This window comes from Candidatus Poriferisocius sp. (assembly GCF_965204145.1).
In the GTDB taxonomy this organism is placed as follows: domain Bacteria; phylum Actinomycetota; class Acidimicrobiia; order Acidimicrobiales; family Bin134; genus Poriferisocius.
This window is the reverse complement of record NZ_OZ241977.1, coordinates 712,155-728,044: the sequence shown is the minus strand read 5'-3', so window position 1 is coordinate 728,044 and position 15,890 is coordinate 712,155. Positions and strand designations below refer to the sequence as shown.

At 65.4% G+C, this 15,890-nt stretch carries 5 protein-coding genes and 1 pseudogene; 3 read left to right on the top strand and 3 right to left on the bottom strand.

The window, feature by feature from the left end:
* The first annotated feature begins 63 nt into the window (after positions 1-63).
* Positions 64-2,994 carry a fibronectin type III domain-containing protein gene (locus tag ACOGI7_RS03175; RefSeq protein WP_419850474.1) on the top strand — a complete coding sequence of 977 codons (2,931 nt, stop codon included), beginning with the start codon at positions 64-66 and terminating at the stop codon, positions 2,992-2,994.
* A 93-nt stretch (positions 2,995-3,087) separates the two neighbouring features.
* Positions 3,088-3,309 carry a YlcI/YnfO family protein gene (locus tag ACOGI7_RS03170; RefSeq protein ID WP_419850473.1) on the top strand — a complete coding sequence of 74 codons (222 nt, stop codon included), beginning with the start codon at positions 3,088-3,090 and terminating at the stop codon, positions 3,307-3,309.
* Between the two features lie 110 nt (positions 3,310-3,419).
* On the opposite strand, the gene ACOGI7_RS03165 is transcribed toward ACOGI7_RS03170, so the two are convergent.
* Positions 3,420-3,521, bottom strand: a complete 102-nt coding sequence (locus tag ACOGI7_RS03165) for a hypothetical protein (RefSeq protein ID WP_419851447.1) — start codon at positions 3,519-3,521, stop codon at positions 3,420-3,422.
* Positions 3,522-4,649: 1,128 nt separating this feature from the next.
* Here ACOGI7_RS03165 and ACOGI7_RS03160 point away from each other — a divergent pair.
* Positions 4,650-11,915, top strand: coding sequence for a leucine-rich repeat domain-containing protein (locus tag ACOGI7_RS03160; RefSeq protein ID WP_419850472.1), 7,266 nt, complete (start codon positions 4,650-4,652; stop codon positions 11,913-11,915).
* Positions 11,916-12,180: 265 nt separating this feature from the next.
* Here ACOGI7_RS03160 and ACOGI7_RS03155 read toward each other — a convergent pair.
* Together ACOGI7_RS03155 and ACOGI7_RS03150 are read right to left on the bottom strand one after the other, a co-directional pair.
* Positions 12,181-13,471: pseudogene (locus tag ACOGI7_RS03155) on the bottom strand (IS256 family transposase).
* 180 nt (positions 13,472-13,651) lie between these two features.
* The gene (locus tag ACOGI7_RS03150; protein WP_419850471.1) at positions 13,652-15,634 is read right to left on the bottom strand and encodes a hypothetical protein; all 1,983 of its coding nucleotides are present in this window, start codon (positions 15,632-15,634) and stop codon (positions 13,652-13,654) included.
* Between the last annotated feature and the right edge of the window lie 256 nt (positions 15,635-15,890).

Below are 15,890 nucleotides of genomic sequence, written 5' to 3'. Positions count from 1 at the left end.
GCACGCCTTTTGTTGAAGGGGCCTCCATCGGGACGAAGGCGCCGGGCTCGCGTGCTGTGCGGCGTGGCGGCGAAGACTCGCTCGTCGCTGCTCATCGCGGGCGCGCTGTCGATGGTGGCGATGCTGCTGTGGCCTGTGGGAACGGGATCGGCCCAGAGTCCCCCGGTGGTGGAGCCGGCGCCCGATGGCAGGGAGTTGCTGATGCCGCCTTGTGAGCTTGGGGCGCGGGGCGCGGCCGCCGCGGAGGCGGGAACGGTCAAGCTCGTCATGTGCGACGACAACCTGACCATCGGGGTTGCCACCACGGCCGCTGACATCACGTTCTATCCGAGGTTCAGCCCCGACCGGCACAGCTACGTGGTACATGTGGCCGACGACGTCTCAGAGGTGGTGTTCAAAGGGCTCTACAACCCCCGGTCGGAGATGGAGCACTCCGACGTGATACAGCGTCCGGGCTGGTCGTTTCTGGCCGTGGACAGCGACGCCGCGTACATGCCGAGCTACCCACACGCGGCCCGCGCCATCGCGGGCAACAACGGCGGAGACCGCTCTGCTGCCCATGTCAGGCTGAGCGCGGGGGTGACAACGGTCGAGCTCCAGCCGAACCATTGGTTCAAGAGGTACGGCGCGTCGCTGTCCGAGGCCGCGGGCTGGGACTGGCTGACCTCCAGCGACAAGATCGCCCGCAAGACATACACCCTCGAGCTGGTATGGCAGTCGCCGGACACGCCGCTGGCGGCGCCCGACGAACCGGCGCTGGCGGCAACGGTCGACTACGACACCGACGACGACGGCTTGATCGAGGTGTCCACTCTCGCCCAGCTCGACGCGGTGCGCTGGGACGCCAACGGCGACGGCTACAGCGACCACGGCGGGCCGCTGCACGAGGGCTTCCCGGACGCGATGGCCGCAATGGGCTGTCCGGCGGCGGGCTGCACGGGCTACGAGCTGACCGCCGACCTCGACTTCGACACGAACGCCAGCGGCGACGCCGACGCGGGCGACGACTACTGGAACGGCGGCCACGGCTGGGTGCCGATCGGGGCCGACGCCGAGCACTTCAGCGGGATCTTCGAGGGCAACGGGCATGTCATCGCCAACCTGTACATCAACTCGAACAACGACACGCAGTCCCAGGCCACCGGCTACGCCAGGGCAGAAGTGGTGGCCGCCGAGAACCAGGTTCCGTCGCTGCACCTCGGGCTGTTCGAGGAGCTCGCCAGCGGCGGCGCTATCCGCAACGTGTCCCTCGAGGCCGTCAGCGTGGCCCGCGACTTCTCCTGCCGCAGCTACCAGAAGTACCGCTGCGCGGACGGCTTCGTGGGCGGGCTGGTCGGCAAGAGCGCCGGCATGGTCAGCGGCAGCCACGTGACCGGGACCGTGTCGAACACCATCACCGACGGCGCCAATTCCCGGAATGCGGAGCGGGCCGTTGCCGGGGGGCTGGTCGGATATGCACTCAGGTCTAGCGTTATCAACAGCAGCTCCTCGGCGGCCAGCGTGTCGGCCCATCACGCGACGGCCAGCGCGGTCGGCAGCCGGGTGGGCGGGCTGGCCGGGATCAACCGCGGCACCATCGCGGCCGCCTATGCCACCGGCGCGGTCGCCTCCAACGGCGACCCCGCGGCGCGGCTGCCGGGCCACTTCGTCGGCGGGCTGGTCGGCGAGAACAGCGGGTCGATCGCCGCGAGCTATGCCACCGGCGCGGCGTCGGGGGGCTTTGAGCGGAGCGGCCTGGTGGGGCTGGCCATCTGGCCGGCTCGGGTGGCCGACAGCTATTGGGATGCTTCGGCCTCGGGCACGTCGCTCAGCGCCGGGGGCGCGGCCAAGTCCACCGTGCAACTCCAGGCGCCCACCGGCTACACCGGCATCTACGCCAACTGGAACGTCGACCTCGACGCAGACGGCAACGCAGACAACCCTTGGGACTTCGGAGCGTGCAACCAGTATGCGTGGCTCAAGTCTGCGGGCACCCGCCCCGCCACCGGCCAACCGGCCCCGGTCATCGCCACCTACTCCATCAGCGCGCAGGCGTCAGCGGTCGAGGGCAATGCCGCAACCCTGACCATCACCTTGAGCAAGGCCGCGCCCTCCGGCGGGGTGCAGTTCGCGGTGACCGCCGGCTACGGCGGCGACTCTTCTGCCACCGCAGACGACGTGGGCACCATCGCCTCGCCGGTGACCGTGTCGTCGGGCGATACGGCCGCGTCGGTGACGGTGCCCACCGCCGCCGACGCCCTCACCGAGGGCGACGAGACCTTCACGGTGACCGCCGCGTCCGGCACCTCGTGCTGGGTGCCCTCCGGCGACGGCAAGGACACCGCCACCGTCACCATCACCGACGACGACATTCCCGGCGTGACCGTGACCGCCGACAATCCGGTCAGCGTCGACGAAGGCAGTTCCGCGACCTACACCGTGGTGCTGGACACCCAGCCAACCGAGAGCGTGACCATCACCGCCACCAGCAGCGACACCGAGGCAGTATCGGTGTCGCCGGCATCGCACATCTTCACCACCGACAACTGGAACATGGCGGCGAGGTTCACCGTGACCGGCGCATCCGACGACGACACCCAGAACGAGAGTGTCGCCGTCTCGCACTCCATCACCCGCGCCGGCGCGGAATACGAAAACGTGCCGGTGAGCACGGTGCGGGTTGAAGTAACCGACACCACCACGCCGCCAATGCAGCGCAGCGCGATCGAGCTGCCGGGCCCGCCGACGGAGATGACCCTGTCGTCGAGCGCCTCGGGCGAGGTGACGGTGAGCTGGCAGCCCCCCACGACGGGAGGTGACCCGGACCGCTACATCGTGCATCTGCGCCCCCAGCACGGTGGCAAGGGCAAGACCAAGACGCCGAAAGCGAAGAAGACGGTGGTGACCTACAGCGGGCTCACTCCCGGCGAGACCTACCGAGTGTGGGTGCGGGCCCGCAACGAGGCTGGCAAGGGAGAGCGCGTCCACGCCACCATCACACTGCCCGAGCAGTGATCGGCAACCTGCTCGCCGGCTGCCATTGAGATCACTTGACATTAGATTGATGGCAAACAACTCGATTGACTTCCAGCTGACCAAGGAGTCCGCATGAGCCAAATCACCGCCCGGGTTCCCGATGAGCTTGTCGAGGCGCTGGATGTGGCCGCTGAGGAATTGAAGCGCAGCCGGGCCGACATCATTCGCCAGGCCTTGGAGCGCTATTTGGAGGACTACGACGATCTCGAGGTGGCCCTTGAGCGCCTGCGAGACCCAGCCGACCTGGTGCTCGATTGGGACCAGGTCAGACACGAGTTGCTCAACTCAGATTGAACGCCGCGCGACCCGAGAACGAGAAATGGCGCACAAGCCATAGTCGATGGCCGCATACTCAGTGTGATCCTCGTTGTTCGAGTCGCCCATCGCCGGGAGGCCTACCGCCGCTAGACGAATTGCCCGTTGGGGGTGTTGGTTTGGCCGTGGGTGTTGTCGCCCCAGCAGGCAATAGTCCCGTCGGTTCGCAGCCCGCACCAAGCCGTGCTCAGTCAAGTATGGGGCGTTTGGTTCAGTCGTCGGGCGCGGCAGTGCTTCGGCGGCGGAATGCGGCGATGAGCTGGCCGCGCCGTTCCATTTCCTCGGGGGTGGGGTGCCCTCGAAGGGGGCGGGCTGTTGGGCGGATTGGGCGCCGTGGCAGCCAACCACTAACCGCCCCGCCCAAACCCACCACACATTCCGGCCCTGCCCGTACTCAATGTCGAATCCCCCGGTCGGGCAAAGGGCGGACTTCACGCGATATGCGCCAGCAGCCTCACCACCCCCGACGCCTTCGCAAGTCCCCGATCCTCCGTATCGTCAGGAATCGACACCGGCATCCGACCCTAAGGCCTCACCCGAGTTCCCATACCAGCATTCTACGCCCGCCAAAGGGCGCTGGGCTGCCTGCCGGAGCGAGCCCCCCTCCCCGGTCTGGATGGAACGCCACCTCCGGACTGACTCTTCCTACTAGCCATCGACAGCTAAGCATCGGTGCCCGCGCTTCGCCCGCCGAAAACCCGCAGATCGGTCTCCCCAGCCCCGACCGGGAGCAGTCAACCGCAGAACCCAGCGCCTCGTGACTGGCCAAGAGCGCGATCACATGTTTGTTCATGCGATATCTCTAGCTGTCATATATGAGCAATTGACTTTGTCTCGATGTGATTCGTATAGTTCCCGGCTGGCGTAGCCGATTTGAGTGTTTTTGGAGGGGCTGTGTTCGAAACCGGGACTGCAAGCAACGAGCGAGGCCTCCCGTCGGGGACGGCTGAGTACGCCCCCCCCCCCCCCCCCCCCCCCCCCGTCCACCTAGGGCCGGCTCCCAACTAACCAGTCTTCGGCGCACCCCGCTCACCCGTAGGCTCGCCGCCGCCCTCGCCGCGCTGCTGGCCGCGTCGCTGCTGGCTGTCGCGCCCGCCGCCGCCCAGCAATCCAACCCCCAAACCCGCGCCGGCATCTGCGGCCGAACCCCCGCAGTCCAAACCGCGATCCTCAACAAAATCTCCGGCATAACCGACTGCGCAAACGTAACCCCCATCCACCTATCCGCAATAACAGGAACCCTCGACCTCCAAAACAAAGGCCTGACCACCCTCAAAGCAGGCGACTTCAACGGCCTCACCTCACTCACAGAGCTCTCTGTGCATGACAATGAGCTTTCTTCGCTGCCGGACCTCTCCAACCTCACCTCACTCAAAACCCTCTGGGCACACGGTAATGAGCTTTCTTCGCTGCCGGACCTCTCCAACCTCACCTCACTCACATGGCTCAGAGTAGGCGGTAATGAGCTTTCTTCGCTGCCGGACCTCTCCAACCTCACCTCACTCACACGGCTCGAAGTAGGCCGTAATGAGCTTTCTTCGCTGCCGGACATCTCCAACCTCACCTCACTCAAAACCCTCTGGGTAAGCGGTAATGAGCTTTCTTCGCTGCCGGACATCTCCAACCTCACCTCACTCAGAGAACTCTCTGCATACAGCAATGAGCTTTCTTCGCTGCCGGACATCTCCAACCTCACCTCACTCAGAGAACTCTGGGTAAGCGGTAATGAGCTTTCTTCGCTGCCGGACATCTCCAACCTCACCTCACTCACATGGCTCAGAGTAGGCGGTAATAAGCTTTCTTCGCTGCCGGACATCTCCAACCTCACCTCACTCACATGGCTCTCTGTGGGCGGTATTGAGCTTTCTTCGCTGCCGGACCTCTCCAACCTCACCTCACTCACACGGCTCGACGTAGACAACAATGAGCTTTCTTCGCTGCCGGACCTCTCCAACCTCACCTCACTCACATGGCTCAATGTGGGCCGTAATGAGCTTTCTTCGCTGCCGGACCTCTCCAACCTCACCTCACTCACATGGCTCAATGTGGGCCGTAATGAGCTTTCTTCGCTGCCGGACCTCTCCAACCTCACCTCACTCGAACATCTCAACGCACTCGACAATGAGCTTTCTTCGCTGCCGGACCTCTCCAACCTCACCTCACTCACACTCCTCTGGGTAGGCCGTAATGAGCTTTCTTCGCTGCCGGACCTCTCCAACCTCACCTCACTCACATGGCTCAATGTGGACAGCAATGAGCTTTCTTCGCTGCCGGACCTCTCCAACCTCACCTCACTCACACGGCTCGAAGTAGGCGGTAATGAGCTTTCTTCGCTGCCGGACCTCTCCAACCTCACCTCACTCAAAAGTCTCTGGGCGCACGATAATCAGCTCTCTGTGTTGCCGGACCTCTCCAACCTCACCTCACTCGAACACCTCCGGGCACACGATAATGAGCTCTCTTCGCTGCCGGACCTCTCCAACCTCACCTCACTCAAAAGTCTCTGGGCGCACGATAATCAGCTCTCTGTGTTGCCGGACCTCTCCAACCTCACCTCACTCGAACACCTCCGGGCACACGATAATGAGCTCTCTTCGCTGCCGGACCTCTCCAACCTCACCTCACTCAAAAGTCTCGAAGTAGGCGGTAATAAGCTCTCTGTGTTGCCGGATTTGAGTGGGAATTCTCAGCTGGTGTATCTGGATTTGAGCCGCAACGCCGACAGTGGTGGCGTGTCGGTGTTGGGGGAGGGGTTCGTGGGCGGCCTTCCGGTGTCGCTTCAAACGTTGAGGCTGGGGGGCTTCGAGTTGGGTGTGGACGACATTGTGGGGATCAAGTCGCGGCTGACGGGCCTTACTGAGGTAGCGCTGGACGCTCAGGTGGCGGTGAGCGACGTCGAGCTTGCGGTGCCCGAGGGCGCCTCCGGGGAGTATCGGGTGGTGCTGGCGACCGCGCCGGGCTCGGCGGTCACGGTGACGCCGTCGGCGGGCGGCGGTGTGTCGGTGTCGCCGGGGTCGCTGACGTTCACCGACTGGGGGGTGCCGCAGACGGTGACAGCAGCCGGGTCGCGGGACGCCGACGGCGACGACGCATCCGCGACGATCTCGCACACGGTGACCGGCGACACGACCTACGCGGCGCTGAGCGCGGCGACGGTTCAGGTAACGGTCGAAGACGACGAGGCGGCCGCCTTGAGCACTCTGGCGCTGGCAGGCGGCGATGGCAGCGCTTTGGCGCTGGACCCGGGCTTCGAGGCGGGGCGGACCTCGTACACAGCCACCGTGGGCCACAGCACCGACGACGTGACCGTCACCGCGACCGCGGCATCGAGCTCCGCAACGCTGAAAGCGGGCAAACAAGGCGAGACGCTACAAACAGTGGCCAGCGGCGACGCCAGCGACACCATCGACCTGGCAGTGGGTGAGAACACCATCGTCGTGCAGCTCAGCGCCCAGCGGGGCATCACAAGCGAATACCAGATCACCGTGACTCGGGCGGCTGTGAGGGGAATCTGCGGCCGAACCTCCGAAGTGCAAACCGCGATCCTCGATGAAATCCCCGGCATTACCGACTGCGCAAACGTAACCCCTGACCACCTATCCGCGATAACTGGATCACTCAACCTTTATAACAAAGGCCTGACAGCTCTCAAAGAAGGCGACTTCGACGGTCTCAGTTCCCTCACGGGCCTCAATGCAAATGACAATAGGTTGACTGCGTTGCCGGACCTGTCAGAACTCACTTCCCTTGAATCCCTCGAGGTGAAATCTAATCAGTTAACTGCGTTGCCGGACCTCTCCAACCTCACCTCACTCACATTCCTCAATGCACGCAATAATGAATTGTCTACGCTGCCGGACCTGTCGGAACTCACCTCTCTTGAACGCCTATGGGCAGGTTATAATAGGTTGACTGCGTTGCCGGACCTGTCAGAACTCACCTCCCTCACATTTCTCGGTGTACGCTATAACGAGTTGTCTGCGTTGCCGGACTTGTCGGAATTCACCTCCCTCGAGCACCTCTACGCAGATGGCAATAGGTTGACTGCGTTGCCAGACCTGTCGGAACTCAACTACCTCCAAACCCTCTATGCAGGCAATAATGATTTGGTTGTTTTGCCGGATTTGAGCGGGAATCCTCGGCTGATATATCTGGACTTGAGCCGTAGCACCTATGGTGGTGGTCCTTCGGTCCAATCGGACATAATTGAGTTGGGGAGCAGCATTACAATTGGGCGTCGTTACCTGGATTCGAGCCTGGGTGCCGATAGCGGTGGTACGTCGATGTTGGGGGAAGGGTTTGTGGATGGCCTTCCGGTATCGCTTCAGACGTTAAGGCTGCGGGGGTTCGACCTGGGCTTTGACGACATTGTGGGGATCAAGACGCAGCTGACGGGACTCTCAGAGTTGGAGTTGGATCCGGCGATGGCGGTGAGCGACGCTTCGCTGACAGTGCAGGAGGGCACATCTGGGGAGTATCGGGTGGTGTTGGCGACCGTGCCGGGTTCGGCGGTGACGGTGACGCCGACGGCCAGCGGCAGCGATGTATCGGTGTCGCCGGGGTCGTTGACGTTCACCGACTGGGGGGTGCCGCAGACGGTGACAGCATCCGGGTCGCAGGACGCCGACGGCGACGACGCGTCGGCGACGGTCACCCACGCGGTGACCGGCGACACGACCTATGAGGCGCTGAGCGCGGCGCCGGTGCAGGTGACCGTCGAAGACGACGAGGCGGGCACCCTGAGCGCTTTGGTGCTGACAGATGGCGACGGTGCCGCGGTGGCATTGGAGCCGGGATTCGAGGCGGGCCGGACCTCATACACAGCCACCGTGGGCCACAGCACCGACAGCGTGACGGTGACTGCGACCGCGGCATCGGGCTCCGCAACGCTGAAAGCGGGCAAACAAGGCGAGACGCTGGAAACAGTGTCCAGCGGCGGCGCCAGCGGCGCCATCGACTTGGAGGTGGGTGAGAACACCATCATCGTGCAGCTCAGCGCCCAACGAGACACCACCAGCGAATACCAGGTGACCGTGACCCGGGCTGCGGGCGGCTCGGGCGGGGTGTGCGGTCGCTCGCCGGCGGTGCGCGATGCGATTGTCGCGCTGGCGGGCGCCTCGGGCTGCGGGGCGGTCACCGAGGCGCAGTTGGCCGCGGCGACCGGCACGCTCGACATCAGCGACAGGGGCCTGACCGCCCTGAGGGCCGGCGACTTCGACGGCCTGGCCGGTGTGGGCGGGATCGACGTCAGCGGCAACCGGCTGACGTCGCTGCCGGGTTTGGGCGACTTGTCGGGCTTGGTGTCGCTGGACGCGAGCGGCAACCGGCTGACGTCGCTGCCGGGCTTGAAGCGGCTCACCGGGCTCACGTCGTTGGATGTGAGCGGCAACCGGCTGACCCGTCTCCCCGCCCTGGGCAAGCTCACCGCGCTCACCTCGCTGGATGCGAGCGACAACCGGCTCACGAGCCTTCCCAACCTGGGCAAGCTCACCGCGCTGGCGTCGCTGGATGTGAGCGACAACCATCTCGCGGCCCTGCCGGACCTCGACGGGCTCAGCGCGCTGGCGTCTTTGGATGCGAGCGGGAACCGGCTGACCGCGCTGCCGGACCTCGACGGGCTCAGCGCGCTCACCTCGCTGGATGCGAGCGACAACCGGCTCAAGAAACTACCGAGCCTCAATGGGCTCAGCGCGCTCACCTCGCTGGATGCGAGCGACAACCGGCTTGCTGTGCTGCCGGGCTTGCGGAGGCTGCGGGCTTTGGCGGTGTTGGATGTAAGCGGCAATCAACTCAAGAAGCTGCCCGACTTGTCCCGGCTGCGGTCGTTGACCGACCTGGATGTGAGCGACAATAAGCTCAAGAAGCTGCCGAGCCTGGCCCGGCTCAGCGCGCTTGTGTCGTTGGATGTGAGCAGCAACCGGCTCTCGGCGCTGCCCGACGTGTCGGCTTTGAGCGGGTTGCATGCCCTCGATGTGGGTGACAACAGCGTGACGGCGCTGCCGCAGGGCTACCTCGATGGTGTGGCGGCGTCGCTGGAATCGCTGGGCTTGGGGGGCTTCGAGCTGACTGTGGACGAGATCGTGTCGGCCAAGGCCAGGTTCAGCTCGCTGGCTGGGTTGGACACGGCACCGGCGGTGGCGGTCAGCAGCGCCGCGCTGGAGGTGGACGAGGGGGGCAGCGCCGAGTACCGGCTGGTGTTGGCGACCCGGCCGGATTCGGCGGTGACCATCACCGTGCAAAGCAGCGACCCGGCCGTCACCGTGTCGCCGGGGTCGTTGACGTTCGCCGATTGGGGTGTCGCGCAGACCATCACGGTGAGGGCGGCCGACCGCAGCGGCAACACCCGGGCAGTGATCACCCATCGCGCGGCAGGCGACGCCGAGTACGCGGCGACGACGGTTCCCCAGGTGGCGGTCAGCGTCGCCGAGGTGCCCGGGGTGTGCTCGCGCACCGCGGCGGTGCGCAACGCGATCGTGGCGGCGGTGCCCGAAGCCAGTGACTGCGCCTCGGTCACCGACGCCCACCTGGCTGGGCTGACCGGCTTTTTGAACCTCAGCGGTCGGGGCCTCACCGCTCTCAAAGAAGGCGACTTCGACGGCCTCACAAAGCTGCAAACTCTCAATCTGTCCAACAACAGCCTGACCGGGCTGCCCTCGCTGGACGGGCTGGGATCGCTTACCACGCTCGATGTGGCAAACAACAGCCTGGCAGAACTCCCGTCGCTCGACGGGCTGGGATCGCTGACCACGCTCGATGTGGAGAACAACAGCCTGACCGGGCTGCCGTCGCTGAGCTCGCTGGGATCGCTGACCTCACTGGATGCGTCGAACAACAGCCTGGCAGAACTCCCGTCACTGGACAGGCTGGGATCGCTGACCTCACTGGATGCGTCGAACAACAGCCTGACCGGGCTGCCGTCACTGACCGGGCTGGGATCGCTCCAGCGCTTGTACGCATTCAACAACCAGCTCACCGAGCTGCCGAGCCTCGCCAGCCTGGGCTCGCTGACCGACCTCAGCGTGCACAACAACCGATTGCGGCGCCTGCCGGCAATGAGCGGGCTCACCCGGTTGGAGTCGCTGCACGCCTATGACAACGAGCTGGAGTCGCTGCCCGACCTCAGCGCCAACACGGCGCTGGTGCAGCTCGTGCTGCGCCGCCGCCAGCCCGCCGACCTGCCCGCGGGATTCGTCGACAGCCTGCCCGCCTCGCTGAATGCGCCCGACGCGATCCTGAGGCTGTTCGGGTTCACGCCCAGCGCAGACGACATCATCGCCCTCAAGACCAGGTTCCCCAGATTGAGGACGCTGGGCCTGGACCCGGCGGTGGCCGTGTCGAAGACCAGTGTCGGCTTGCTGGAGGGCCGAAGCGCCGAGTACGTGATCGTGCTCGCCACCCGGCCGCGCGCCGCGGTGACGATCACCGCCACCAGCAGCAGCCCTGCGGTAGAGGTGTCGCCGGAATCGCTGAGGTTCACCGACTGGGGGATCCCCCAGACCCTCACCGTGTCGGCCGTCCAAGACAGCGACGACGGCGACGCCGCGGCCGTCATCTCCCACGCGGCCACCGGCGACACCGCCTACGCGGCCCTGACCGTCGGCTCGACCCGAGTACAGGTCACCGACGACGAGAGCGCGCTCTTCGGCCTCGCCCTCACCGCCGACGGGGCGACTGTCGAACTCAGCCCCGCCTTCGCGCCCGCCGGCACCTCCTACACCGCCGACGTGGCCTACTCGACCGCCGCGGTGGCCATCACCGCCACCGCCGCCGACGCGTCGAGCCCGCCCACGGTCACCGCCGCCAAACGCGGCGACTCCCCAGCCACGGTCACCCCCGGCACCCCGACCAGCCCCATCAGCCTCGACACAGGCACCAACACCATCGACGTCACCGTCGCCTCTGGATCGCCCAACGCCCGCACCTACACCATCACCATCACCCGCGCCGCGCCCCCTCCCATGACAGTGGCCCTCAGCGCCGCCGACACCAACCCCGCCGAAGGCACCTCCACAACCATCACCGCCGCCCTCGACGGCGACGCCCCCCACGACATCGAACTCCTCCTAACCACAGCCGGCACCGCCGCCACCGACGACTACACGCTGTCGCCCACAACCATCACCATCCCCGCCGGCAAGCGCACCGCCACCGCCACCATCGCCATCACCGACGACACCACCGACGACGACGACGAGACCATCACCGTCAAAGCCACCAGCACCAGCCTCACCCTCAGCCAGGCCGCCGCGCTCACCATCACCATCGCCGACAACGACAGCGCCCCCGCCGCGCCCGCCGCCCCCAGCCTCACCCCCGGCGACGCCTCCCTCACCGCCACCTGGGCCGCTCCCACCGCCGGCCACATCAACAACAGCCCCACCCCCACCACCGGGTACGAGATCCGCTATCGCCCCGCAGCAGGCAAATGGTCCATCCCCATCACCGCCACCGGCATGACCGCAAACATCGCCGGGCTGGCCAACAACATCGCACACGAAATACAAATCAGAGCCCTAAACGCCGCCGGACCAAGCCCGTGGTCCCCCTCCGCCACCGCCACCCCCGCACCCGCCCCACCCAACTGACCACAAGCCGGCCAGCCGAGCCCAAGCGGCACTTTCCGCCCTACTCCAAACCCGCTCCCAACAATCCAGATTCGACCCGAGCAGCGCTCAAGCAGGTGTGGGAATGCGGATGACCTCAGACACCGGCAGGGAGTAGGTGGCCAAATCCGCAACGGCGTCGTCGCTGATCTCGGGAGTCAATTCCACGATCGCGTGCCAAAAACCTGGAGAGCCGTAGTGGCCTTGGGGACTGTCAGTTTTTCTGTGTATCGGGCCGTGATGGTTTTCATTTGATGTGGTCGGCGATGCGGTCGCCGTAGTGGACGGTCAGTGTGTTCAAGATGGCCTTCCAGCCGTTGGTTTTGCCGGTGAGGTTCTCGCGGCCTTTTCGCTTGGTGGTGGCGACAAGGTAGAGGACTTTCATGGCGGCCTGCTCGTTGGGGAAGTGCCCTCGGTGTCGCACGGCTCGTCGGAACCGGGCGTTGAGGCTCTCGACGGCGTTGGTGGTGTAGACGACCCGGCGCAACTCGGCGGGGAACTCCAGAAACGGTGTGAACTCGTCCCAGGACTGTCGCCATGAGCGGATCATCGCCGGGTAGGTGCCCTCCCAGTTCTCGGCAAAGGCTTCGAAGAGGGCCTCAGCGGCGCCTGTGGTGGGAGATGTGTAGATCTCGCGCATGGCCTTGGTTATCTGCCCCCAGTGCTTCTTGGAGGCGTATCTGAGGCTGTTGCGGACCATGTGCACCACGCAGGTCTGCACCACCGCGTCGGGCCAGGTGGCGCGGATCGACTCCGGCAGGCCCCTCAGCCCGTCGCAGCACACGATCAAAGCGTCGGCCAGGCCCCGGTTGCGGAGCTCGCCCAGCATCGCCGCCCACTGCTTGGCGCCCTCGCCGCCCGTTGGGCCCAGCCACAGTCCCAAAACGTCGCGCTCGCCGGCCAGGTCGACGCCGATAGCGACATAGACGGGCCGGTTGGCGACCTGGGCATCGGTGGGCCTTGACGACGATCGCGTCGATCAACACCACCGCATAGACCGCCTCTAAGGGCCGGTTCTGCCACACGGCCATGTCGGCGACGATCTCGTCGGTGATCTTCGAGATCGTCTCCCGGCTCACCGACGTGTCATAGATCTCGGCCAAATGCGCCTGGATCTCTCCGGTCGTGAGCCCCTTCGCATAGAGGCTGATCACATTGCCCGACAGCCCGTCTAAGCGGCGCCGGTGCTTGGGCACCGTGACGGGCTCGAAGGTCCCCGCCCGGTCGCGGGGCACCGCCAGGTCGATCTCGCCGATCTCGGTGGTGACCCGCTTCGGCGACGAGCCGTTACGAGAGTTCCCCGACCCGCGGCCCTCCGGGGCGTGGCGCTCATAGCCCAGGTGGTCGGTCATCTCGACCTCCAAGCCCGTCTGGAGGACCTGGCGCACCAACCCGGTCAACAAGCCGCCCTCGCCGGTCAGCTCCACCCCCTCGGCCCGGGCACGCTCGACCAAGAGCTCCGCCCAGTCCTGCATCGCCGCCTCACCGGCAGCCTCTTCCGCCGGCACAGCCGGCATACCCTGATCAGTCACAGACATGATCCTCCCCGGCCCACAGCACCCTGCCGCGGACCCTCAGACCACGCCCGATACACAAAATTCCTGACAGACCCTGGCCTTGGCGTGACCCCCTTGGTTTGGCCCAGGTGATGTGTCCTTCTTTTTTGGTCTTGGTTTGTGGGAGTGGGGGGGATCTATGGACGTGAGGGAGCGGACGCGTTAGACGAATTGTCCTGTGGGGGTGTTGGTTTGGCCGTGGGTGTTGTCGCCCCAGCAGGCAATGGTCTGGTCGGTTCGCAGCCCGCACCCGTACTTGGCGGTGAGGAAGAGGTCGGTGAATTGCCCGTTGGGGGTGTTGGTTTGGCCGTGGGTGTTGTCGCCCCAGCAGGCAATGGTCTGGTCGGTTCGCAGCCCGCACCTGTACTTCTCCTCCCAAGGGTCGAGATAAATGCGGGTGAACTGCCCCGGTGGGGATGCTGTAACTTGGCCCCAGCAGGCGATTGACTGACTCCTCCGCAGCCCGCAGCCGTAGTCGTCGGCCAGGTACATGCGGGTGAAGAAACCGCCGGGCGTCGATGCGATGTCGCCCCAGCAGGCGATGATCCCAGCCACCCGCAGGCCGCAGACGAAGTCGTCTTTGAGGAAGATGCGGATGAACTGCTGGTTTCGGAAAACGTTGGTCTGGCCGTGGCTGTTGTCGCCCCAGCAGAGGACAACGCGGTCGATTCTCAGCCCGCAGCCGTAGTCGTCGGCCAGGATAACGCTGTTGAACCGGCCTGCGGGAGCGTCGGTCTGCCCGAGGCTGTTGTCGCCCCAGCAGACGACCGTCTGATCGGTTCTCAGCCCGCAGGCGAAGCTGTCCCGCAAGTAGAGCTGGGAGAACTGCCCCTCCGGCGGCGAAGCGATATCGCCCCAGCAGGCGACGGCCTGGTCGGTTCTCAGCCCGCAGGCGAAGCTGTCCCGCAAGTAGAGCTGGGAGAACTGCCCCTCCGGCGGCGAAGCGATATCGCCCCAGCAGGCGACGGACTGGTCGGTTCTCAGCCCGCACCCGCGGGAGTCGGCGATGCTGACATGGGTGAACTGGCCTTGGGCAGGCTGCCAAGCCTCGCCCCGGTTGTCGCCCCAGCAAGAGATAGCACCGTTGGTTCTCAACCCGCAGGCGAAGCTGTCGCGCAGGTAGAGCTGGGAGAACTGCCCCTCGGGCGGCGAAGCCCGCCCGGCGCGGTTGTCGCCCCAGCACACCGCGGCACGATCGGCTCGCAGCCCGCACCAATAGCCCGGCTCCGCCGAAGAATCGCCGCCGGAGTAGAGGCGTGAGAAGCGGCCTTGGGGGGCGCTGGCTTGCCCGGCGCGGTTGTCGCCCCAGCAGGCAATGGTGGCGTCGACCCGCATCCCGCACCCATAATTCTCACGAAGGATCATGAACCGGGGAGGGCGCTGGGGCATCCGGAGGGCTTCCAGGGCCATGTCGTTGAGGACGAGGTAGCACAGGTTGATATCGGCCCGATAGCCCCACCGCACCTGGGCCAGCACCACAGCCCCATCAGCCGTCTTGGCCACATCCACCGGCTCAGCACCGAAACCATGATGGCGCGAGCACCGCTGGGCCGCCGCGTCGTTCACCTCGTCGCCCGACCACATGAAAGCTGTCTGCGGCGGGTTCGCCCTCAACACCTCCACCGCCGCGTCGTCCAAAACCAGATAGCACAAGTTGATCTCAGCCCGATAGCCCCACCGAACCTGAGCCAGCACCACAGCCCCATCAGCCGTCTTGGCCACATCCACCGGCTCAGCACCGAAACCATGATGGCGCGAGCACCGCTGGGCCGCAGTACGCGGCTGCGCAGCCGCCCGGAGGGCTTCCAGGGCCATGTCGTTGAGGACCAGATAGCACAAGTTGATGTCGGCCCGGTAGCCCCACCGCACCTGAGCCAGCACCACAGCCCCATCAGCCGTCTTGGCCACATCCACCGGCTCAGCGCCGAAACCATGATGGCGCGAGCACCGCTGGGCCGCGGCGTCATCCACCTCGTCGCCCGACCACATGGGACCTGTCTGCGGCGGGTTCGCCCTCAACACCTCCACCGCCGCGTCATCCAAAACCAGATAGCACAAGTTGATCTCGGCCCGATAGCCCCACCGAACCTGGGCCAGCACCACAGCCCCATCAGCCGTCTTGGCCACATCCACCGGCTCGGCCATTATGTTGAGCTGCTCAGAGCAATGCGCAGCAGCAGGTGGCGGTTGCGTAGCCGCCCGCTCGTTGGGGCCGACGATCAGACCCAGCCCAGCAACTCCCACCACCACGGTAGCCGCGAGAAGTGGGAAGCGCCGCCGAGCAAAAACCACAGGGATGTGATTTTACCCCCCCCCCCCCCCCGATTTTTCGGTATTTCATATTTCAAGACAGATCAACATTCACAAACCACATAAATGCAGTACACACACATACAAAAAC

What these genes read in the sequence shown, in the direction of transcription:
- ACOGI7_RS03170 (WP_419850473.1), top strand. Translation starts at nt 3,088, where the DNA reads ATGAGCCAAATCACCGCCCGGGTTCCCGATGAGCTTGTCGAGGCGCTG.
- ACOGI7_RS03150 (WP_419850471.1), bottom strand. Translation starts at nt 15,634, where the DNA reads ATGGCCGAGCCGGTGGATGTGGCCAAGACGGCTGATGGGGCTGTGGTG.